Origin of the sequence: Shewanella sp. M16, assembly GCF_018224605.1 — a bacterium.
Classification (GTDB): Bacteria; Pseudomonadota; Gammaproteobacteria; order Enterobacterales; family Shewanellaceae; genus Shewanella; species Shewanella oncorhynchi.
Genome location: NZ_JAGTUL010000052.1, coordinates 1 through 20,999, shown reverse-complemented (window position 1 = coordinate 20,999; position 20,999 = coordinate 1). Strand labels below are relative to the sequence as shown.

Below are 20,999 nucleotides of genomic sequence, written 5' to 3'. Positions count from 1 at the left end.
GTGATGGTTCACTTAAAAACATGGCATGTGGTATCTGAAACAAAAGGTCAGGATCAGATCAGGGTAATTGAAAATGGTTCAAAAAAATCCCCCGGGGCAAACTGAGGGATTTGTGTAGAAGAGACAGGAAGCAATCGGGGCGGCTTATAGCTGTTACAGGAGTAAAAATTTACTTCCGCTCGAATCCTCACCGATGCAATTAAGCCCACAAGATCTAAAAGCGCTTTCAGCAATGGAAGCTGACCCTATTCCCCAAAACTCAGCACCAAAAAAAGTTGAGGCATGGGATGTATTCAAAGATTTCTCTAATTAATAAATAGGTACTCACATGAATTTAAAAGCACTTTTTACCACTGGCGCAACTCGTTTGAACAAACTAAAGGCATTTATGGCCGCTGGTGCCGTTTCACTCATGGCAACGAATCCAGTGCTAGCCGCTGGCGGTTTAGATTCAGCAACAGCAGAAGTTACAGCTATTCAAAAATGGTTGTATGGCATTCTTTTTGTCGTTGCGTTGATTTACATGATGTATCAAATCGGCCTTGCAATGGCAGATAAACAGCCTTGGGGTGATGTGATCATGGCATTCGGCAAAGTTGCATTAGCTGGTGCGGCTATTGTTGGTGCAACGTGGGCGTGGATGATTTGGGGTAGCTAAGTCATGAATGAGAAACAGAAATATGCTTCCTATAACGTAATGGCTCGAAAAGGGCTGATGTTCGGAATCCCGATTATCACGTTAGTAATATTTGTGTGTCTCATTATGATTACAGGTTTTGGCGGCATTGTTTTATTCGATCTAAAGGGTCTAATAATGCCGCTAATTCTTATAGTTATTCTATTTGGGATTAGATTTCAATGTGAAAGTGATTCAAGAGCAATGGAAGCTGTTTGGTGGGATTTAAAAGGCGTTTTTTATCGAGTGCGTTGTAAGTCTAATGTCACATCGTTTACGTCCTCGCCAGTAGATAGCCCCTCAAGGAGAAAAGAAAATGTCCGTGAATGGCTTAAAAACAATACCAATCATTAATCAATTGCCGAAATATGGTTATCCTATTTCGCGCAATATAGTTTCACTGGATGATTCAAGAATTATGGCAACCGTTTGTTTAAATGGGATGCCCTTTGAATCGGAATCAGAGAGTGAACTAGATCAAGCTTTTAACTCAGTTAAAGGTTTTTTAAATCAGTTAGCTAAAAGTCATGGCTCAAACATGGCCGTATGGACTCATATCATAAAAACAAAAGATGAATTAAAGGCGGATTACTCCTTTGATTCATCTTTCATGACTGAGTTTTCAGCTAAATATCTCGAATCATTTAAAGGGCAACGTTTTTTCAAGACAAATTATTATTTAACCTTTGTTTTGAAAGTTGACTCTATAAATAACGGTGTTGAAGTTCTTAATGACATATTAAAACTTTCGAAAGCGGCACTAGGGCGATTTGATTTATCTATATTAGAAGTGAATGAGAATACTTATCGCAATGAACCAGCCGAGTTTTTATCATTCCTACTGAATGGCACCAGCCGCCCTATTGCTCTTGGAGCTAGTAAGCTTGTTAACGTTATAGGGAATAGTGATTGGCACTTTGGTTATGATTTACTTGAAATCAGAAATGCTGATAGCCAATCATCAAAATATGCCACTTTTTACGAGGTTGATAGTTTTCCTATATCAACTGAAATGGGAATGTGGGATTTTATCTTAAAGCAACAGTGCGAGTTTATACTGACGCAATCAATCATCCTTATGAAAGGTTATGCGACCCTTAAGTTGATAGATAAGCAAGTAAATCTATTATCATCTGCATCAGATAAAGCAGAACAAGAATTAGAGGAACTAAGCACAGCGAGAAATTATGTTGCATCGGGTGAGGTTAGCTTTGGTGATTATCACGCTTCTTTAGTTGTTTTCGGTGATACACAAAAAAGCACGTTGGACGATGGGGCTGATATGGTCGGAGAGTTTATGTCTCGATCCATGATGTTCAAACGCGCCAATCTCAAATCTATATTTACATTCCTAAGTATTTTACCAGCGTCAAAAATTCGGGTTATGTCGAGCCCGAGGACAACAACAAATCTTGTTTGTGGCTGGTCACTTCATAATTACTCACAAGGTAAGGCAACAGGCAACCCAATAGGGGATGGCTCGGCACTGCTACCGCTGAAAAGTGTTTCTGATACGCTCTTTTATTTAAACTGCCATGCGTCAGAGTTAAATAAGGACGTAAAAGGTCAAAAATATGCGGGTCATACTATGTTACTAGGTGCAAGCGGAGCAGGTAAAACAACGCTTGAAGGCGTTATTACAGGCTACTTAACCCGCTTTAACCCGCAAATATTTAGTATTGATTACAACCGTTCTACGGAGTTATTTATTAGAGCGTTTGGCGGTGAATATTTTGTGATTCGTGAAGGATCACAAACGGGTTTAAACCCATTCCAGCTTAACGACTCGCCAGAGTTAAGAGGTTTTTTAAATCGTCTTACTTGTCGAATCTGTGCTGATAACGATGGGAACGTAACAGAAGATGAAGAAGTCGAAATATTTAACGCTATTGAAGCAGTGATGCGGTTAGATATTTTACAGCGTTCTTTGTCTATGGTGTTGCAATCTATTTCAACCCCAACCATTCGCACTAGACTTTCAAAATGGTGTCGCTCGGAACAAGGGCAGTTATCTTGGTGTTTAGACGCTCCAATCAATAAATTTAACCCCGCAAGTATGGATCGAGTAGGTTTCGATTCAACCATGTTGCTAGAGATTGGCGGTAACGGAAAAACACACCCCGCAAGCGAACCAATACTTGCAGTGCTCTTTTTCCTGAAAGATTTAATGCAGCGTGAAGGGCGTTTAATGCTCACGATTGTAGAAGAATTTTGGATGCCAGCTAACTTCCCTTTGACTCAATCAATTATGAAACGAGTATTAAAAGCAGGGCGGTTAAAAAACGAGTTTATGATCTTAAGCTCACAATCACCAGAGGATGCCATTCACTGTGATATTTTCCCCGCTATTGTTCAACAAACAGCAACGAAAATATTTCTACCGAATCCTGACGCTGAATTTGATTCATATAAACGCTGTAACGTAACCAAAGGCGAGTTTGAAAAACTAAAAATGCTCGATAAAGCCTCACGAACATTCTTAGTTAAGCAGTCAAACACAAGCTGTTTTGCCAAACTCGATCTATTTGGGTTTGACAAATTTTTACCCATTATTTCGGGCTCAGATGATGTATTAAATGCTTGCGATAACATCAGAGCGCAACATGGTAATGACCCTGAAATTTGGATTCCAAAGCTACAAGAATTTTTAATGTCAGAAAAGGAGATTTAGCATGAAAAAAATATTACTAGCTGCGGCTATCGCATCAGTTTTAAATTTGTCAGCCATTGATAAAGTCCAAGCATCAGGTATTCCAGTTGTTGATGTTGCATCTTTATTGCAAATGGTGATGGATGGAGCAAAAGACGCTCAACAATTCGCACAACAAATATCAGAAGCTAGAAACCGTCTAAACGAATTGAAAAACCAAGGCGAACATTATAAAGATATGGTCGAGGGTCATTATAATTTTGAGGATTTAGTTAATGACCCTAACTTAAATCAATTCATGAATATGGACGATTGGAAAGACGCTTATAACGATACAAGTGATCTAGCATCTATGCGTGACGAGTTCGGCTTGCATTCAGATAATGCAGCGGTTCAACGCAGATATGACCGAAAATTGCAAAATTTTCGCGCACAGCAAAAATACTATGACGCAACTATCAACCGCAATAATCAATTGCAAAAGTTAGTTGAACAATTTAATCGGGCTACAACGCCAGCCGCAAAAGAAGATATTGGCAACGCAATAGCATTTCAACAAGTACAAGTTGAAAATGACCAACAAATGATGAAGTCACTGAATCAGTTAATGAAAGAGCAAGAGTTGTTAGAATCGAGCGCCGCAGCTCGCGCTCATACTCAGCAGCTCCTTTATACTGGTGCCCCTAAGAAAAAATAATTTTTGGACATATTTAAATGAAAAAACTTTCTTTAGTAATTATTGCGCTAGCCCTTGTGTCTGCTTGTTCTGATAACTCAGTCCCGAAAACTGAGGCTATTAAAACAGTTGATTATTTTTTACATAATCAAGACGAAATGATTGAAAAAGTGAGCTGGTGCCGAGAAAGCGCAGATCGTAAAATAACCGCCAATTGTTTAAATGCGATTTCCGCAGAAGCAAAAATTGGGACAGCTAAGCTACTTGGCACAGACCCTTTAACTGGCAAACTTTTACCCAAGTAAAACAATTTAAGTTTTTGGGAGTAAAAATATGTTTGACTATGTATTTAACTTTGTAGACACGACTGTTATCGGCAATATATCCACGCTTGCTGTGGTGTTCATGTCAATAATAAAGCCCCTTATGGGGGCTTGTGTCGGCTTATATGCGGTTTATTTTGCTTACAAAGCATTATTTGACCCTGCAAACTTAATGGTAATGGAATCAGTTAATTTTCTGGTTACATTAGCGTTAGTTACCTCTATTGCCTTTGGCACTGACCTTTATATAAACAAGTTAGTGCCCATTGCATTAGATATTGGGGATGACATAGCAACAAAGCTAGTCGGTGGAAGTGGCGCGAGCAACGCATTACAAACTATGTTTGATAACTTAGTTTTGCGGATTATTGACATAAGCGCGAATACAACACTGGAATTTTTGGACGGTGATAGTTGGATTAGGTTTATATTGACATACCAGCTTATATTCGTAACGGTTATAGGAGCTTTGCCTTTCATCGCTGTTGCATTTGCTTATTTACTGGTAGCTAAAATAATGATGAGTTTTTTACTTATCATAGGGCCATTGTTCATAATGATGTCGTTTTTCCCTTCGACTCGTTCATTCTTCCAAGCTTGGACAGGACAAATATTTAACTACGCTTTATTAACGTTAATATATCCCTTAGCGTTTACTACATTTGAAGCAATTCTTAATTACACTGTTTTCGGACAAGCGGTATCATTAACGGCTTGCTATATGTCCCTAATCATGTTTGTTGCACTATTGCTTATATCTATTCAAATCCCAACTTTCTGCTCTAGCTTAAGTGGTGGCGTTGGTATAAACGGCCTAGTTGGTGGCGTTGGAGTATTAGGACGGATGGGCAAAGGTCTTGGCGGTTTACTCGGAAAACCGAGCATTCCTAACCCTGTAGGTAAAAATAAAATATCAGCGGGATAGTTATTAAACGCTCACAACAATAGATGTGAGCGTTAATTATTGAAGTGATTATAAATGCGGGAAAAGTTTAGTGCTTTTTTAGCGCCTGTAATCGCTTTGCCTAAAAATACCCACGGATTATTTGTTCAAGGACGTAAAAAATGAAATCTATTACTCTCTCTATTATTTTGCTGTTGTCATTAGCAAGTTGCCAATCTGCGCCCCCGCCTCCGCCAGAGCCCGAAGGTGATAAAACATCTGTTAATCCTCCAATTGTGTATTTAATCGACCTTTATCAAAAAGGGGAGTCTAACTAATGGAAACATCAGCAATGCAAGACGCATTTAACGAAAACATAAGTAACATTAACAAACCTGCTAATAAGAAAACGGCACAAGATGTAGATGTTTACATTAATGAAATGAAGCAATTCGAAAATGATAGAGTTGCAATGGCTAAAGACTCCGCTAAAACAGCGTGGAAAGTCGCAGCGGCATTTGGCTTGATTGCGTTAATGTCTGTTTGTGCTGTTATCGCTCTAACGCCTTTAAAAACCATCGAAAATTACATGACGATAGTTGACCCTAAAACAGGAATAACTCAAGTCTTAAAGCCAATTAAGAACGGTGAGGGCGTATCTTATGGCGAGGTATTAGATAAATATTGGATTCAGAGATTCATGATTGAGCGAAATAGTTATGAATGGCAAACAATCCAAAATAGCTATAACACAGTTGATTTAATGAGTGGTGATAAAGTCTTTTCCGCTTATTCAAAAGCAATTAGAGCTAAAGACTCACCGCTTGAGGTATTTGGTGATAAACGCTCAATCGTTGTTGATGTAAAAGGTGTGTCATTCTTACCAACAAATAGTAGTGATGAAAAATTAGCTCAAGTGCATTTTACTCGTCAAGTTGTTGCTAACGATGGTTCTACCGCTGTTGGTTTTGATGTTACTCAATGGAGCGCAACGATCACATTTAATTATGGGTCGGTTATTTCAACAGAAAAAGAACGGGCTCTTAATCCTCTAGGGTTCCAAGTCACTTCATACCGAGAAGATAGGGTTTCGCAATGAGAATATTAATAGCACTTATATTTCTGATTCCGTCATGTTCTGCTTTTGCGGCTGTTTCGCCAAAAAACCAAGGGTATGACGACCGAATCGCCCTTATTAAATATAACCCTAAAGACGTAATCATTATAAATACCAAAGTTGGCACCGCAACGCTTATCCAGCTAGATAATGGCGAAACGATTAGCAAAGATAGTGCGGGGCTAGGTATTGGTGACGCTAAGGCTTGGGGCTTTAGCGTCAGAGGAAATAATATTTTCCTCAAACCGACCGCTAAAAAACCTGACACGAATTTAACGGTCGTTAGTGATAAAGGGCGCACTTATTCGTTTGACTTGGTATCGAGCTATTCGCCTCATTACATTGTCAAAATGGAATATGAAGCAGTTAAAAAAGCAATTGACTATAGCTTAAAAATCCCTTGCTCAGATGGTGTTCAAAATTTCGCTTATGTGAAATGGGGAGATCAAGAGTTAGCCCCGCAATATATGTGGGATGACGGGCGCTTTACCTGCCTCAAATTCACTAAAAACGCTGAATTACCTGTTGCTTATCAAATCTCGGCTGACGGTAAAGAATCGCTAATTAACTACCATTTTACCGAAGATACGATGGTTATTAGAAGCATAGCGAGCGAGTACCGACTCAGACTAGGTGAGCGTGTTCTCGGTTTATCATCGAGTGCTGTTGAACACAGCGGATTTAATCATAAAGCCACCAGTAACAAGGCTACGAGAGGACTTAAGGATGAGTGAGCAAATCCCGAACGCTTATGATTCAGCTAATTTAGACAGATCTAGCTTGAATGTTGGCAATGCAAGAAGCGGCAATAAAAAAAGCGCCTTAATTGCTTTTATCGCCTTTGCGGTGGTTATTGTAATTATTGCGATTGTGTTTGTATTGAAAGCTCTTACAGACGTTGAAAGCGCGACTCAGGACGATGCTGAACCCGTCACAAATAGCGCAGTAACACAAACAGAGACAAATAATCTTGCCAGTAATGAAAATTTCTTTGACAGCTTGAGGGCTCGTAAAGAGCGCGAAAAAGCCGAAGAAATAGCAAGGCAAGAAAAAGCGTTGAAACAGCAACAGGCGATAGATAACCCTTATCAACCGCCTGTGATTACTCGAACCATGCCAGAGCCTAAACAACCTATTGAGGTTTCACAGCCACAGCCGCAGCCACGGCCAACCGCGCCAAGGCAACAAAACCGCAATGCTGAGATCACGCCAGAAGTGCGAAAAATGGATAGCGCAATGATGATCGAGCTTGGTTCGTCAGGGTCACAGAACGCAGGAGCCAGAGAAAGCGACAAGTCTTATGACGTACCCGCTTTTGATAATGGGGTAGCCTCTAATCGCGGCCAAGGCGCGTTAGATTTCCTCTTAATACATGGTTCATCTATTCCCTGTGCGCTCTATACGCAAATCATTTCTGATTATGAGGGCTTTGTGACTTGTCGAGTTACGCAAGACGTTTACAGCGCCAACGGTGCCGCTTTACTGGTTGAACGTGGATCAATGGTCAGTGGCCGTCAACGAGTTGCACTTGAACAAGGCAAATCTCGCCTGTTTACGAATTGGTCAGATATTGAAACGCCCCGAGGGATTTCGATTCAAATTAATTCGCTTGGTGCTGGACGCTTAGGCGCTTCGGGTTCTGAGGCATGGATAGATAACCATTTTATGCAACGCTTTGGTGGCGCAATTTTGCTTAGCTTCATCGATGACGCGCTCGAAACTGTGAAAAATAAAGCGACTGAATCGGGTTCAGGTATGAGTTTTGACAACTCAACTAGCAACGGCAGTGATATGGCGTCAGAAGCCCTTAAATCCAGCATAAACATAAAACCCACTGGCTACTCAAAAATCGGTCAGCGCATCAATATTATTGTGGCGCGTGACATTGATATGTCCACGGTTTACGAGTTTAGATAATTGTAATTTGCTCCTGGTTAATTTGCTTTTCAATTAACCAAGAGCAAATTTAAAAGGTTAACAATATGAATGCTTTAATCCAAAGCTTTGATAGCTCTACGACTGTTAGATCTCAACTGGAAATGGCAGGGCTCAACGAAATATTGAGTTATAAAGGACTTACTGAGATAGCAATCAATGAGCCTTTTAAGTGTTGGTTTGATAAAGGGAACGGATGGGAATGTAAAGCCCTCCCTAATCTCAGCTTTTCACTTTGCATGGATCTTGCGCGTTCTTTATCTGTATATGCCAAGTTAACAATCCCACTGTCAGAAGCTAACCCGATTGCCTCGGTCATTTTGCCCGAAGGTGAGCGTGGACAAATTGCAATACCGCCAGCGACTGAAAGCGGCATTGTCAGTATGACCTTTCGCAAACCTTCCACTTCAAGATTTTCACTCAATGATTATCAAACCTCGGGGCGGTTTGATGATGCTAAAACAATGGCATTTTCAGAAACGTTATTAACCGACAAACAGCAAGCATTACTTGATCTCAAAGAGTCAGGTAACTATGAGCAATTCTTCAAAGAAGCTGTTACGGCCAACATGAACATTTTATTAGTCGGTGGTACAGGTTCAGGCAAAACAACCGTGATGAAAGCAATGGTGGACTGCTACCCGACCGATTCACGTATTTTTACAGTTGAGGACGTTCACGAACTTGATTTACCCAATCATCCCAATCATTTGCACCTGTTCTATAAGCGCGGGGGATTAACGCCAAAGCAAATCATTGAAGCTTGTATGCGTATGAAGCCTGATCATGTTTTGCTGGCTGAGTTACGCGGTGATGAAGCATGGACATACCTTGAAATGCTTAATACAGGGCATGAGGGCTCAATTACTACTATTCACGCTAACAACTGCTATTCGGCACCATCCAGACTAGCGGGGCTAGTTAAGCAATCTGAGGTCGGACAGACATTAGATTATCACCATATTATGCGAACCATTCGAACCAGTATTGACGTTATCGCATTTTTTAAACATACGCGATTAACCGAGATTTACTATGACCCTGCTTTAAAAAATAAACTGCTAAACGAGGGATGATTTAATGGCTATTTCAGGAAAGAAAAAGCTCGGGTTAACGAGTGCGGTTTTAGTGTCTGTTTTTATATTTTTTATTATTGGACAATATGCAGGGGGGGCATATTTTTTAGATTCAACGCTTATTAGCCTTGATTATTTGACTTATGACACGCTTTACAATAATTCAATTAAATACATTAATGACGACTCTTTTACTCAAGTATTACAAATTGGTTTATTGATTTCTTTTGTTGTAACGATGTTCCCTATCGGTATCGCCATTATGTTTTTTTACATCTTCTTGGAACAAGAAGAAATACACGGTTCTGCTAGATGGGCGAATGATAAAGAGCTAGCCGCATCTGGATTATTTCCAACTGATAAACAGCGCAAAACCCCCTCTATTTTGCTTGGCAAAATGACTACAGGAAAATTTGCGGGTAAATATGTTGAGTTAGTGGGTCAATTATTTGCAGGTGTAGGAGCGCCCACGCGAAGCGGTAAGGGTGTAAGTATTGTTATCCCTAATTTAGTGACTTTTACTGACTCTGTTATCGTGCTAGACCTAAAGCTAGAAAATTTTATTAAAACAGGTGGATTCAGACAGAAATATAATCACGAAGTTTTTCTATTTTGCCCAAGTGGATATAACCCCGATTATAAGTATGACAGCGAAGATTTAGACGGGAGTAAAGAGGCAAAGGATTTACGCTCACATCGTTGGAATCCATTTGATTATGTAAGGCGTCATGATGCGTTCAGAGTCGGTGATATTTTAGTCATGACTAACTCGCTTTATCCCCTTACAGGAGATAAAAACGATATTTGGAACGAGTTGGCAGGGAAGCTATTCAAGGGGCTAGCTCTTTGGATGCTAGACACTGAAAAACTTAAAAATGTCACGCCTACCTTGCCCTATATCCTTGAGCTTACAGCGCCAGATGGGGGGCTTGTAAAGTGGATGAAAAACGAGATCAGTCTCGGTTACTTATCGAAAGAAACTATATTAGAGTTTAACAATTTTATTGAAGCGCCAGACGAAACGAGGGGGTCAATACTAAGTAACCTTGTCAGTCCATTAGCCATTTTTAGTGATAAAGTTGTAGCGGCCTCGGTTAGCGGTTCTGATTTTAATTTTAGAGATTTAAGACGCAAAAAAACGGCTATTTACATTGGTATCGCCCCTAAAACACTTGGTAAATTCAAAAAACTAATTAACTTATTTTTTGAACAAGCCATTAGCGAAAATATATCCGTATTACCTGAGCAAGACCCCTCATTAAAATATCAATGTTTAATGGTTATGGATGAATTTACAGCGATAGGTCGAGTTCAACAAATATCCCATTCAATCAGTTTTACCGCTGGTTACAATGTTAGGTTTTTAATCATCTATCAAAGCAATGAGCAGTTAGAAGATAAAAAAGCTTATGATGTTTCAGGGGCTGGAAATATCCTAAAAAACTTAGCGGCTCGGGTTGTATTCCCTCCTAAAGAAGTTGACGATTCTGTAAAAAGACTTTCAGACACGCTTGGGACGAAAACGGTTAAAGTAAAAAGCGACTCAAGAAGCAAAGGCAAGGGTATTAGCACTAGCGCAAATACATCAAAGCAAAAACGCCCTTTAATGATGCCTCATGAAATTATTGAATTAGGTACAATCTTACATAAAACCGCCCCGCTTGGTATCAAAACGATTTTAATCAAGGAAAACCAACGTCCATTTATAATGGATAAAATTTTTTACTTTGACGAACCGATACTTTTAGAACGAGTTAACTATTCAATTAACAACAAACCCGAAGTACCACTATTATCTTTATAAAAGGACTTTACCAATGAACAGATTAAAAGTGTCAATATTAACCGCTGCTTTATTACTGTCAGCTAGTAGCGCACAAGCCAAAAATAAAAATGAATTAGCATGCGAGGCTATTTTGTGTGCCGTAGGGATAGCGATCCCTGCATCACATAACGAATGCCGCAAAGTGTTGATTGATTGGAACACGTATTTAGCGACCTTGGGCTTTTTCTCTAAGCCGCCAAAATGCCCTAAAACAGATGCGACAGGCATGGTGATCGGTTATGAAGAAATGGATTGCGACTTGATACAAGATGCTCAAGCGAGACAAATGTGTCATGACTCAATAAAGCCCCCTGCTACTGGCTGCGCAGCCTTAGAACCAGAGTTTAGAGAACAATGCGAATGTCAAGAACGCAACCGCAAACATGGCGGTCGTTTTGATTGCCAAATTAGATAAGGGAATATCGAATTATGAAACTATTTATTGCTGAAAAACCATCACTTGCTCAAGCCATTTATGAAGGGTTGGGAGGAATTGCAGGTAAGAAAATGCAAGGCGGTTATTATGAGATTGGGGATAATCTTATTACATCTTGCTTTGGTCACATGCTAGAGCTTTTCGACCCCGAAGATTATGATGCAAAATATAAAAATTGGGTCTTTGATGATTTACCAATCAAAGCTGTTTACCCGCCAAAGCTAAAGCCAAAAGCAGAGTCAAAAGACCGTTTAGACTTAATCATAAAGCTGGTAAATAGTGATAAAATTCAAACAGTTGTAAACGCTGGCGATAGAGATCAAGAAGGTCAGCTTTTGATCGATGAAATCTTAACTTACTGTAACAACAAAAAGCCTGTTTTACGCTTATTGGTAGCAGATTTAAACTTAGCTCCAATGCAAAAAGCCTTAGCCGATTTACGCCCGAACGAAGATTTTAAAAGCTGGTCAGAATGCGCTTTAGCACGTTCTATAGGCGATCAACTCTTTGGGTATAACCTGACTCGGGCGCATACACTCAAAGCCCGAGAGCAAGGCTTTGACGGTGTGCTAAACACAGGCCGAGTGCAAAGCGCGGTACTCGGGCTTATCAACAGCCGAACTTTAGCGAATAAAAACCACGAAGCCAGTTTTTACTATGATATTTCTGCGAATGTGGAAACTAAGCAAGGCATTTTCAAAACACGACACCAGCCAAGTGACAGCGATATTGTGGACGAAAAAAACCGCATCATTGACGAGTCAAACGCTAATAATATTATTGCGGCCACAAGTGGCAATAATGGCGTCATTACCGATATTGCTAACACAACAGAGAAGAAAGCCGCGCCAATGCCTTACAGCCTTTCTAGGCTACAACAAACGTGTGCGAAAAAATTCGGTTACAGTGCAGAAGAAACGCTAAACATTGCACAAAGTTTGTATGAAACGCATAAATTGTTAGCTTATCCTCGCAGTGATAGCAGTTATTTATCAGATGAACACTTAGCAAAGAAAGATTTAATCTTGCAAGCGGTCGCGGGTACTCGTCCAGACTTACAGCCTGTGATCGATGCCTGTCAGAATTTGCACCATAAAGCTTTTGACGCTTCAAAGATTGAAGCGCATCACGCCATTTGCCCGACTGAAAAATCGGGTGAAGGGATCAAGCTAACAGAGCAAGAGCGAAATGTTTATGAACTGGTAGCCAAGAGCTTTATTGCTTTGTTTTATCCCGAAGCTATTAGAGACAAAACAAAGGTGACGTTAAGCGTTAAGGATCACACGTTTGTCGCGACTCAAACCGTTTTAAAGTCTCAGGGATGGGAAAGCCTCTTTAAAGGCGACATTGAAGCAGACAAGCCAATTGAAGGGCTAGATTTATCGCTATTATCTAAGGGCTTAGACATAGCTTGTCTCGATGCAAGTTTTGAAAAGAAAAAAACGACCCCCCCTAAATACTTTGTCGAATCAACCCTATTAGCAGCAATGACAAGAGCCGCTAAATATGTCAGTGATCCCGAACTTAGAAAGGTGTTGGAAGCCAAAGACAAAGATAATGCCAATGAATCGGGCTCAATTGGCACAGAAGCTACAAGGGCAGGGATTTTAGCTAAAATCGCTGATAACTTTAACCTCGTCACTATTTGCGAAGAAAAAGGTTATAAGGAAAAAGTCTGGAAAACGACCGAAGCGGGGCAAGAGTTTTGCGCGGCTTTACCGAATGATGTTATAGCGCCTGATATTTCTGCGGTTTGGAGTGGCTACACTCAAAGCATAGAAAAAGGCGAAATGACTATTCAGCAGTTTATCGAAAAGTTAGAGTTTTATCTCGATGAACGGATAACCGATTTAAAACTCAATCCAATGAACATTAGTTCAAACATGGAGAAATGCCCTAATTGTGAACAGGGTCATTTATCAAGACGTAAAGGTCAAAAAGGCTTCTTTTACGCTTGTACTAATTACCCTGATTGTAAATCAACGTTTCCTGAGTTGAACGGTAAACCCAATTTACAGCCAAAAGCTAAGGTCATTATTTCGGCTATTCATAAATGCCCTGAGTGTGAAAGCGGGTTAGTTCGCAGACGTAAAACCAAGCTAGTTAAAGGCAAACCGTCATTTTTTTGGGGCTGCTCAGCTTATCCTGAATGCACTCAAATTTTTAGCGAAAAAGGGGGTTTACCCGTTTTTCCCGTTGCATCTAAATAGCAAATAACACGGAGTAAGATTTTATGGAAAATGGAACACTTCCGAATCTGCTTACCACTTGGAAAACATTAAAAGGTGGTGAGCAGTTAGAGCCCTTTAACGATTGGGTTAAGAAATACGAGTTACAAAAACAATCGCATTTTTCAAGCGATACCTGTGCAAAGATCTTCTATTTAAAAGACATGATTAAGCGCGTTAGCAGTCAGTCTCATTGTCGAGAAGGGAACGAATTATATGATGAACTTAATCTCGTTTATCTGAATTTGAGAATCTTGGGCGATGATGAATATGCCAATAAATTTATCGCAGGTTATCGAATGAACCCTGTTTTAGATGAAAGGTACATACAAAAAACTAAGTGTTACGGATAAGATAAAGCCCTCAATTTGAGGGCTTTTTTTTTTGATTTTTGGGTTTGCTGGTTTGTTTTATTGGGGGGAATCTCCCCTGGTTAATTCGCTGTTCACTTAACCAAGGGAGGACGTTCACCCAATGCTTGAGTAACCGTTTAGCCGGTGCGGAACGCGACCGCTAAAAACGGTTATCCGCCCTTTAGTTTTACATCTTCATCTTAGGCGCTTCTTGAGCGTTTGACTCGATTTTGATAGCTACCCCTTCACTGCTATAAGTTCGTGGCGCTGGCTGCTCGGTTCCCGCCTTATCTAACGCAAGCTTACCTGTTTGCACTTCCTCTTTTGTGAAGTTCTTCAAGAAAGGATCAGCTTTAGCGATTTTGTCTAATACTGACGGTTTAATGGAAGTGGGGTGTTTTCCATTAATTTGTAAATCAAGCTTGCTGCTTTCAGAGTCGAATTTATAAGTAACAATGTAAGTCTCTTGCTTGGCCTCTGGCTTAGCTTCCTGTTTAGCCGTTGGCGTGGCTTCTTCCTTGGCCTCTGGCGTGGTTTCTTGTTTGGCCGTTGGCGTGGCTTCTTGTTTCGCCTCTGGCTTATCATCTTGCACAGTGTAAGGCGTTACAAACTGGCCTTTATCGTCATATATACGCGGGAAAGGCACAGATTGAGGTGCTTTGTCGAGATCTAAAGTGCCGTTCTGCACTTCTTCACTAGAGTAGTTTTTCAAGAAAGCATCATTGTCTTTTATCTTGTCGAGTAATTCAGGTTCTATGGTGCTTGGGTGCTTGCCGTTGATTTCAAGCTCAACTTTCTTAGTCGCATTATCAAATTTATAATTGACAATAAACTTGTCCTCTTTTTCCACTTCCTTAGCCTCCCTAGCTTCATTAGCCCCATTGGTAATGGCGTTTTTGTCGTCATTATCAGCAAGTTTTTGCTCGTTTTTAGGGGCATTATCGCGTAAATCTCGGGCTTTCAAGAAATCGGACTGCATTTGCTTATCATCGAAAACAACTCTCAGATTTTTGGCAACAGCTACGTCTATTAATTGCTGTTTAAATTCTTTGGTGCCCGAGATCTTAAGGACGCCAAACTTTTCAGATGCGATAGCCATAGCTGCGGCTATATGACCCACATCGGGCTCTTTATCATTAAAAATAATTCTATTGCCTACATCGGTAAAAGCTACATTTCCAGAATTGAAGTCGTGGAACTCGACTTTGCCATTCTTAAGATCTTTACGCGCTACAATGTCGGAGATCTTGAAATCTAGTTTTTCTGCAAGCTCGCGGCTACGCTTAATCTGTTCAAAGCTTTTCTCTAAGCTGGTTTCGGAACCAACAGAGATCGAGTTTTGAGTGGTAATTTTATCTTTGAACTTTTCTAATGTACTTAACATATCATTTGCTCCTTGCTTCTCTAATTTTTGTAGTCGTTTAAGAATCATTACAGATTCATTTAAACGGTCTATTTTAGAGGCTGATTTATAACCTTGTGTGACATATCTACTAGCGAAAGTAATAGAATTAACAATATTTCTGTCACGTTTATTTTCTAACTGATTGCGGTATGAATCAGTTAAAATCCCTTTTGTTTCTGTCCAAGACATTTGCATGTGCTTAGTACAGAAATCACTTACGTTAAATCCAATTGTACCACTTCTTATACGCTGGGAACCGTCTTTAGCAATAAAAACACTGTAATCATCTTTGTTTATTCCATGACTTAAAACTAAGCTATCTAAAAGATTATCAGCTTTTAATTCACGTCTTAACATCCTAAAATATTTTAATTCACCCTCTTTTAAAGCATTGTCTTTATGCTCGCTCAAAAGAGTTTCAGCAAGCGTCAAAGGCTTATCATCAATAGGTGCTTTAATATCCTTAGACTTAATGCTTACATTGATTTTAAAGCCCTTATAACTACTTACCCGCCCTTTTATCTGCTCAGCTTTATTAGGTGCTGACTTTATGTTTGCATTTACTTTGAATCCTTCAAAGCTACTTATTCGTCCTCCGAGTCGTCCAACAGAAGCCCGTCGCAGTTCAGAACCTCTACTGGATCTAGTGGCGTCCAAATTATGCTTTTCATTACTTGGCAAAATACCTTCGGTAATACTTTTCCTTCCTCTTTGACTTCTAGCCAAACTGCGTTCGGGCAAACTTGGCAAGCCGTTTGCGATGTTGGCAAAAGTTCTTGATCCATTTCGTTTAAGACTAAGCTCGATATTTGCCGCCCGTCCTCGCGTTGGAAAATGTTCATTTCTGAATCTATTTCTACATTCATTTAAAAAACCCTCTCTATCAGTTGCATTTAGTGAATAATATTCTTTTCGCAATTTAGGTGATGCGGAATGAATAAACTTTTTTTCGTGTGAAACGGTATTAACCCACTCATTAACTAAAGAGCCAATTTCTTTATCACTTGGCTTTTCACGTTTTAATTCTCTGCGCTCTAAGAAGCTATCGCCAAAGCAAGCCTCTGTTAATCTAACATTCCTAGAACCACCATTAGGCATAAACTTAATATATTCATCATTAGAACCAGCTTTACCAAATGAGACTTTGCCAATTTTTGAAAGCTCATTAACCAGCTCTGATTTACTAGAAAGTTTTTTGTCTAAAATTAAATCCAGTACCTGAGACTTTAACGCAACATTAGCGCCCTTGAACGTGTCGCCTTTATAACGACTCAAAAACTTAGCGTTTCCTTCAAAACTAATAGGGCGCTGGCTGTCATAAGGTGATGACAGATTAAAGCCTCTATTAATCGACTCTTGAATAGAATCATGATATTTAACAGAATCGCTATAAAGTCCAAAAGGATTAAATGCTTTGCCAGTGACTAGATTTTTTTTTGGCAAAACGATGTGAACGTGTGGGAATCTTTCCACCATTTCACCCGTTTTTTTATCTTGATAACTCTTGATTTTTGGCTGGTGAATCTCAGCGTAAATGTTGTATTCCTCGCGGTCGTAAGCGTTTAAAAGCTTATCCCTATAAGCGCAATAAACCTGCTCGATCTGCTCGCTTGTAATGTTTTTTTCATTAAAGCTCAAAGTAATATGCAAATAATTTTCAGAGCTATCCATTGACATAATGATTTCATCAGTCAGATTTAGATTACCCTCTAAGCAAATTCTCTTATCAAGTTGATCTCTATCTAGCTCGCGGCCTGATTTAATACCGTCAATCAAATAATTTACGATGCCAGATTTGCCGCCTGTAACTCTGGCTAACATTTGTCTAACGCCCCTGAGAAAAGCTTTTCAAGCGAAATAAGGTTATTCAGGGTTTCAACATAAACCCTTTCGTTAACAATCCCGCCTCTGTGCGCTTGGTGCAAACTCTTTGCAATTTGATTGATATTGTTAGATGCCTTGTTTGCCAAGAAAACAAGCCGCTTCCTATCGACATTGGCGTTTTTATCAATCGCCAATTCGACTTCACGGCTAAGCAATATTTTCTTAAAAAGCGTTGCACTCTTAAGCCCTGTGACAGCCAACAGCTCGCCATAGGGCTTGAACTCTGTGGGTGTTAGCTTGATCTGTATATGCTCTGTGGCTTTTTCTTTGCTCATAATAGGAACTCGTAGAGTTTTAAAAGGGTATTAGGGTTAACCCTAAGCACGCGAACAGTATATGACTTGCGGAGCAAGAAGTATACTTTCGACAGCGTGCCTATGTTTAGCCTTTCGGCTTTACATACCACCATATACTGCGCCACTTTCGAGCCCGTTTCGAGCCCAAAAAAAGCCGCTTTAAAGCCTTGTTAGATGCACAAAAGCGCCTAAATTACGCCAAATTAAAGCCTTTAAAAGCTCAAAATCGGCTTAGTAGGACAAGAAAAAACACGGCTAAGATTGTTTTTGCATACAAAAACGGCTATAAATAACGAATGTGTTATAAAATGGAATTTCATTAATGGATTTTGAAGATTTAAAGGAATCTATGAAAGCGGATATTGAAAACCAGCTACCTAAACAAGCTGTTTTCAATAATCACTTGATTTATTTAAAATCTTTGGTTGACAAAGGTTATAAATTGCCTGTTCTAAATGAAAAGCTAGAACTAGGGATTAGCACAATACACTTTCAATCTTTATATAGAAAAGCATTGGCTAAATCGAAATTATCACCCGCAACAGAACTAGCAAAGCCAAGCATTAAACCAGCCCTCAAACTTGAGGGCTTAAAAGAAAAACCAGCTTTAGAATCATTAACTAGCTCTAGTGAATGGCAAGAAATTTTTCATGATATGAGCCCTCATTTAATTAACGATATTGTCAAGCTTGGCTATAACTCAAACGATGTTAAAGAGTGGGTAAAAACTCACTCTTTAATATCATCAACTCAACTAAGAAAGCATGTAAACCGCCTTAAAAGCAGTTAAAGTTAAAAGGAATGTTAAAAATGGAATATTTGAAAATAGCTGTATTGAATAACTCAGGTAACGTTGGCAAAAGTACCATTTGCCAAACGTTTCTAATGCCACGCTTGCCAAACGCTGAATTAATCAGAGTTGAAACAATAAACACGGACGGAATAGAAAGCGAGGGTATATCCGCCAAGGATATGACAAACGTTATCCAACAAATAGATTTAGGTAACATTGTTGTTATAGATGTTGGCTCGTCAAATATTGAAAACTTTATGATGGGCTTAAAGCGCAACACTGGCTCACATGAAGATATAGATTTCTTTTTGATTCCAACAACGCCAGAAACCAAGCAACAAAAAGACACCGTTAGCACAATTGACAATCTTTTAGATCTAGGGGTTAGCCCTTCATCATTAATTGTTTTATTAAACAAAGTTGACGAGTCTGTTAATATAGAAAGACAATTTCAGACATTGATTGAAGCTGATTTATTAAAAACGATAGGCCGTAAATCTTTGACCGAGTTACCCGCTATTTTTAATTCTGAAATATTTAATTTGTTAGAACAAATTAAATGCACCTTTTCGGATGCTTTGGAAGATGAAACCGATTATAAATCGGCAATAAGGGAAACGGAAGATAAGACCGAACGCGCCATTTTATCTATAAAACGGACGGCTAACCGCTTGGCCGTATCTCACGCTCTTAAATTAGATGCGGAGTTTGCAAAACTTTCGCTGACTGCTTAAAAGGAGTTTGAAAAATGGCAAAAGGAGAGCCTACGGATTGGGAAAGACTAATCCGCACAATGACACTAGATCAACTTGCAGTTTTACAAGATCACGTTATCGACTTATCAAAAGCGTTGCAAACAATACCTGCCGCTTTTGATAACTCATTTCAAACTAAAATCAATACGATTTTAGAAATAACTGAGGAAATTGATAATCACGCTGTTAAATTTCAAGCCGAAGTTTCTAAAACTATCAAGAGCGAAATTAAGGAGTGCATAAAAGAGGCAATGCGAGAAAACCAAAGTAAACAAGATTCACCGATTAGGTTTTTATCTTATGTTTTACTTTCTGGGATATGTAGCGCATTAATAGTTATAGGATTCATTTTCACCTACACCTAACGCGCTTTGCTTGTTAGCAGCCTAACTAGGGTTTAAAGACTTCGCTATTAAACCCTAGTTAGGCTGCGCTTTTATTTATTTAGCTTTCCCTCTTTTATGATGTTAGCAATTTTAATCAAATCATCTAAACTAACATCGTTAATTGTTAAATTAAAATTATTATTCTTGCCGTGATGGGCTGATATATCTAGCCCAACTAAATCATAAGTTTGAAACGTGTAAGAACTGGTTCGCTTTTCCACTTCAAAAACTTGAGATAATGCGCTGACCATGTGAAAGCGGTATTGATCACCTAATAAAGTTTGTTTTCGAGAATTAACAACTTTCTCCCGTTCTGCCCTAGCGTTTTCAAGCTCACAAAATAAACGAGTTTCAATATCTGTTTTTATAGACTGAATGCTTTTATTAAGTGAGCAACCAATAATAGCAATGCGCCTTAATTGGTTGTTCCTTGGGTCTGAATAATTTATTGATATTTGTGGATTGTTTTTTTTATAAACGCCAGTTTGAAACAGAATATAAATTCCGTTTCTATCATGTAAATAATAGCTGTTCTGAGTTTGGCGGAGTGCGTCAAAAATCCATTTACCAGACAGATGACGAGCAAGAGATTTAACGACTAATTCAACATTAAGCATAAAGCCCCCTAAAGGGCGCTCTCGCGCCCTATCCTCTTTAAGCTGTTAGCTGTCTATTAAATGTTTGTCTTGTCGCTCTGGTGCTGCCGTGACGCTCTCTAATTTCGTCCATTGAGTGCGCTTTGCGGTTACGGCTTTTATATTCAGATGGGCGGTAGTACCAGCAACCCCCATTTTTTTTAGAGAAAAAGCATCCGATCCCGCCCTCTTTGCGGCCTAACTGGGGCGCTAATGGCCTAGTATCGCCAGTGATCCATATCCAAGAACCGCAAATTTCTATGTCAATTTCGTTTTGTTCTTGGAGCGCAAACAACTGATTTAATACAGTGTTGAAAAGCTCGCTGTAATCGTTTTGGACAAAGCCGTCAGTCTCACTAATAGGATCTTGATCGAGGCTAGATAAAAAATCGTATGCGATATTAACTAGCTTCATCGTTTCCGCTTCCGCTGGATTACGATCAGGGTGATATTTTAAAGAACAAGCTCTATAAGCTTTTTTTACTTCACTAAATGAAACAGTGCCGATAAGATTTAAAATGTTAAAAGCTTCGTTTATATTCATGATTAACAATCCTTTTTTTGGTCTTGGACTATTCCCGACCACAAAGCCATTATACCCCCAATGGGGGGTAAAGTTCAATATCAAGTATTTGAAATATTTGAAATACTTAAAACATTTAATGCC

At 39.4% G+C, this 20,999-nt stretch carries 22 protein-coding genes; 18 read left to right on the top strand and 4 right to left on the bottom strand.

Translation table 11 applies throughout. The features are described from left to right. The first annotated feature begins 328 nt into the window (after positions 1-328). From KFE26_RS21500 to KFE26_RS21430, 15 genes are all read left to right on the top strand, one after another. Positions 329-658: a hypothetical protein gene (locus tag KFE26_RS21500; protein WP_212601667.1), complete on the top strand. Its 330-nt coding sequence runs from the start codon at positions 329-331 to the stop codon at positions 656-658. A 3-nt stretch (positions 659-661) separates the two neighbouring features. Then, the gene (locus tag KFE26_RS21495; RefSeq protein ID WP_212601666.1) at positions 662-1,030 is read left to right on the top strand and encodes a hypothetical protein; all 369 of its coding nucleotides are present in this window, start codon (positions 662-664) and stop codon (positions 1,028-1,030) included. Continuing rightward, complete coding sequence (locus tag KFE26_RS21490) at positions 993-3,347, top strand: hypothetical protein (RefSeq protein ID WP_212601665.1); 2,355 nt, start codon at positions 993-995, stop codon at positions 3,345-3,347. The genes KFE26_RS21495 and KFE26_RS21490 overlap by 38 nt, the downstream gene beginning before the upstream one ends. Before the next feature lies 1 nt (position 3,348). Then, the gene (locus KFE26_RS21485; RefSeq protein ID WP_212601664.1) at positions 3,349-4,023 is read left to right on the top strand and encodes a type IV secretion system protein; all 675 of its coding nucleotides are present in this window, start codon (positions 3,349-3,351) and stop codon (positions 4,021-4,023) included. 17 nt (positions 4,024-4,040) lie between these two features. Next, positions 4,041-4,307, top strand: coding sequence for an EexN family lipoprotein (locus tag KFE26_RS21480; RefSeq protein ID WP_212601663.1), 267 nt, complete (start codon positions 4,041-4,043; stop codon positions 4,305-4,307). A gap of 28 nt (positions 4,308-4,335) precedes the next feature. After that, positions 4,336-5,250, top strand: coding sequence for a type IV secretion system protein (locus KFE26_RS21475; RefSeq protein WP_212601662.1), 915 nt, complete (start codon positions 4,336-4,338; stop codon positions 5,248-5,250). 140 nt (positions 5,251-5,390) lie between these two features. Then, complete coding sequence (locus KFE26_RS21470) at positions 5,391-5,546, top strand: hypothetical protein (protein ID WP_212601661.1); 156 nt, start codon at positions 5,391-5,393, stop codon at positions 5,544-5,546. Beyond that, positions 5,546-6,307 carry a virB8 family protein gene (locus KFE26_RS21465; protein ID WP_212601660.1) on the top strand — a complete coding sequence of 254 codons (762 nt, stop codon included), beginning with the start codon at positions 5,546-5,548 and terminating at the stop codon, positions 6,305-6,307. Before KFE26_RS21470 ends, KFE26_RS21465 begins: the two co-directional genes overlap by 1 nt. After that, positions 6,304-7,059 carry a TrbG/VirB9 family P-type conjugative transfer protein gene (locus KFE26_RS21460; RefSeq protein ID WP_212601659.1) on the top strand — a complete coding sequence of 252 codons (756 nt, stop codon included), beginning with the start codon at positions 6,304-6,306 and terminating at the stop codon, positions 7,057-7,059. The genes KFE26_RS21465 and KFE26_RS21460 overlap by 4 nt, the downstream gene beginning before the upstream one ends. Then, positions 7,052-8,242, top strand: a complete 1,191-nt coding sequence (virB10, locus tag KFE26_RS21455; RefSeq protein ID WP_212601658.1) for a type IV secretion system protein VirB10 — start codon at positions 7,052-7,054, stop codon at positions 8,240-8,242. The genes KFE26_RS21460 and virB10 overlap by 8 nt, the downstream gene beginning before the upstream one ends. 65 nt (positions 8,243-8,307) lie before the next feature. Continuing rightward, on the top strand, positions 8,308-9,336 hold the full coding sequence (gene virB11, locus KFE26_RS21450; protein ID WP_212601657.1) for a P-type DNA transfer ATPase VirB11: 1,029 nt from the start codon (positions 8,308-8,310) through the stop codon (positions 9,334-9,336). Between the two features lie 4 nt (positions 9,337-9,340). Continuing rightward, positions 9,341-11,140, top strand: a complete 1,800-nt coding sequence (locus tag KFE26_RS21445; RefSeq protein WP_212601656.1) for a type IV secretory system conjugative DNA transfer family protein — start codon at positions 9,341-9,343, stop codon at positions 11,138-11,140. Positions 11,141-11,153: 13 nt separating this feature from the next. Beyond that, on the top strand, positions 11,154-11,576 hold the full coding sequence (locus tag KFE26_RS21440; protein WP_212601655.1) for a hypothetical protein: 423 nt from the start codon (positions 11,154-11,156) through the stop codon (positions 11,574-11,576). 14 nt (positions 11,577-11,590) lie between these two features. Further along, entirely contained in the window at positions 11,591-13,807 is a 2,217-nt protein-coding gene (topB, locus tag KFE26_RS21435) for a DNA topoisomerase III (protein ID WP_212601654.1), read from the top strand. A gap of 23 nt (positions 13,808-13,830) precedes the next feature. Then, positions 13,831-14,178 carry a hypothetical protein gene (locus KFE26_RS21430; RefSeq protein WP_212601653.1) on the top strand — a complete coding sequence of 116 codons (348 nt, stop codon included), beginning with the start codon at positions 13,831-13,833 and terminating at the stop codon, positions 14,176-14,178. Positions 14,179-14,365: 187 nt separating this feature from the next. On the opposite strand, the gene KFE26_RS21425 is transcribed toward KFE26_RS21430, so the two are convergent. Both KFE26_RS21425 and KFE26_RS21420 read right to left on the bottom strand, forming a co-directional pair. Beyond that, positions 14,366-17,404 (bottom strand): LPD7 domain-containing protein, encoded by a 3,039-nt coding sequence (locus KFE26_RS21425; protein WP_212601652.1) that lies wholly within the window; start codon positions 17,402-17,404, stop codon positions 14,366-14,368. Next, on the bottom strand, positions 17,398-17,742 hold the full coding sequence (locus tag KFE26_RS21420) for a hypothetical protein (RefSeq protein WP_212601651.1): 345 nt from the start codon (positions 17,740-17,742) through the stop codon (positions 17,398-17,400). The genes KFE26_RS21425 and KFE26_RS21420 overlap by 7 nt, the downstream gene beginning before the upstream one ends. Positions 17,743-18,085: 343 nt before the next feature. On the opposite strand from KFE26_RS21420, the gene KFE26_RS21415 reads away from it, so the two are divergent. Genes KFE26_RS21415 through KFE26_RS21405 form a run of 3 tightly spaced genes read left to right on the top strand, consistent with a single transcriptional unit; the run spans position 18,086 to position 19,676 of the window. Further along, positions 18,086-18,553, top strand: coding sequence for a hypothetical protein (locus KFE26_RS21415; protein ID WP_212601650.1), 468 nt, complete (start codon positions 18,086-18,088; stop codon positions 18,551-18,553). A gap of 20 nt (positions 18,554-18,573) precedes the next feature. Then, the gene (gene stbB / locus KFE26_RS21410; RefSeq protein WP_212601649.1) at positions 18,574-19,290 is read left to right on the top strand and encodes a StbB family protein; all 717 of its coding nucleotides are present in this window, start codon (positions 18,574-18,576) and stop codon (positions 19,288-19,290) included. 14 nt (positions 19,291-19,304) lie between these two features. Next, positions 19,305-19,676, top strand: coding sequence for a hypothetical protein (locus KFE26_RS21405; protein ID WP_212601648.1), 372 nt, complete (start codon positions 19,305-19,307; stop codon positions 19,674-19,676). Positions 19,677-19,747: 71 nt separating this feature from the next. Here the strand turns inward: KFE26_RS21405 and KFE26_RS21400 are convergent, their stop codons facing one another. Continuing rightward, complete coding sequence (locus tag KFE26_RS21400; protein ID WP_212601647.1) at positions 19,748-20,314, bottom strand: hypothetical protein; 567 nt, start codon at positions 20,312-20,314, stop codon at positions 19,748-19,750. Between the two features lie 37 nt (positions 20,315-20,351). Further along, a partial coding sequence (locus KFE26_RS21395; RefSeq protein WP_212601646.1) for a DnaJ domain-containing protein occupies positions 20,352-20,999 on the bottom strand: 648 nt, incomplete at its 5' end.

Excerpts from the sequence above, each read along its gene's own strand:
- topB (WP_212601654.1), top strand. The coding sequence starts at position 11,591 with ATGAAACTATTTATTGCTGAAAAACCATCACTTGCTCAAGCCATTTAT.
- KFE26_RS21495 (WP_212601666.1), top strand. The coding sequence starts at position 662 with ATGAATGAGAAACAGAAATATGCTTCCTATAACGTAATGGCTCGAAAA.
- virB10 (WP_212601658.1), top strand. The coding sequence starts at position 7,052 with ATGAGTGAGCAAATCCCGAACGCTTATGATTCAGCTAATTTAGACAGA.
- KFE26_RS21460 (WP_212601659.1), top strand. The coding sequence starts at position 6,304 with ATGAGAATATTAATAGCACTTATATTTCTGATTCCGTCATGTTCTGCT.
- virB11 (WP_212601657.1), top strand. The coding sequence starts at position 8,308 with ATGAATGCTTTAATCCAAAGCTTTGATAGCTCTACGACTGTTAGATCT.
- KFE26_RS21405 (WP_212601648.1), top strand. The coding sequence starts at position 19,305 with ATGGCAAAAGGAGAGCCTACGGATTGGGAAAGACTAATCCGCACAATG.
- KFE26_RS21430 (WP_212601653.1), top strand. The coding sequence starts at position 13,831 with ATGGAAAATGGAACACTTCCGAATCTGCTTACCACTTGGAAAACATTA.
- KFE26_RS21465 (WP_212601660.1), top strand. The coding sequence starts at position 5,546 with ATGGAAACATCAGCAATGCAAGACGCATTTAACGAAAACATAAGTAAC.
- KFE26_RS21500 (WP_212601667.1), top strand. The coding sequence starts at position 329 with ATGAATTTAAAAGCACTTTTTACCACTGGCGCAACTCGTTTGAACAAA.
- KFE26_RS21420 (WP_212601651.1), bottom strand. The coding sequence starts at position 17,742 with ATGAGCAAAGAAAAAGCCACAGAGCATATACAGATCAAGCTAACACCC.
- KFE26_RS21425 (WP_212601652.1), bottom strand. The coding sequence starts at position 17,404 with ATGTTAGCCAGAGTTACAGGCGGCAAATCTGGCATCGTAAATTATTTG.
- KFE26_RS21475 (WP_212601662.1), top strand. The coding sequence starts at position 4,336 with ATGTTTGACTATGTATTTAACTTTGTAGACACGACTGTTATCGGCAAT.
- stbB (WP_212601649.1), top strand. The coding sequence starts at position 18,574 with ATGGAATATTTGAAAATAGCTGTATTGAATAACTCAGGTAACGTTGGC.
- KFE26_RS21485 (WP_212601664.1), top strand. The coding sequence starts at position 3,349 with ATGAAAAAAATATTACTAGCTGCGGCTATCGCATCAGTTTTAAATTTG.
- KFE26_RS21470 (WP_212601661.1), top strand. The coding sequence starts at position 5,391 with ATGAAATCTATTACTCTCTCTATTATTTTGCTGTTGTCATTAGCAAGT.
- KFE26_RS21400 (WP_212601647.1), bottom strand. The coding sequence starts at position 20,314 with ATGCTTAATGTTGAATTAGTCGTTAAATCTCTTGCTCGTCATCTGTCT.
- KFE26_RS21440 (WP_212601655.1), top strand. The coding sequence starts at position 11,154 with ATGAACAGATTAAAAGTGTCAATATTAACCGCTGCTTTATTACTGTCA.
- KFE26_RS21415 (WP_212601650.1), top strand. The coding sequence starts at position 18,086 with ATGGATTTTGAAGATTTAAAGGAATCTATGAAAGCGGATATTGAAAAC.
- KFE26_RS21445 (WP_212601656.1), top strand. The coding sequence starts at position 9,341 with ATGGCTATTTCAGGAAAGAAAAAGCTCGGGTTAACGAGTGCGGTTTTA.
- KFE26_RS21480 (WP_212601663.1), top strand. The coding sequence starts at position 4,041 with ATGAAAAAACTTTCTTTAGTAATTATTGCGCTAGCCCTTGTGTCTGCT.
- KFE26_RS21490 (WP_212601665.1), top strand. The coding sequence starts at position 993 with ATGTCCGTGAATGGCTTAAAAACAATACCAATCATTAATCAATTGCCG.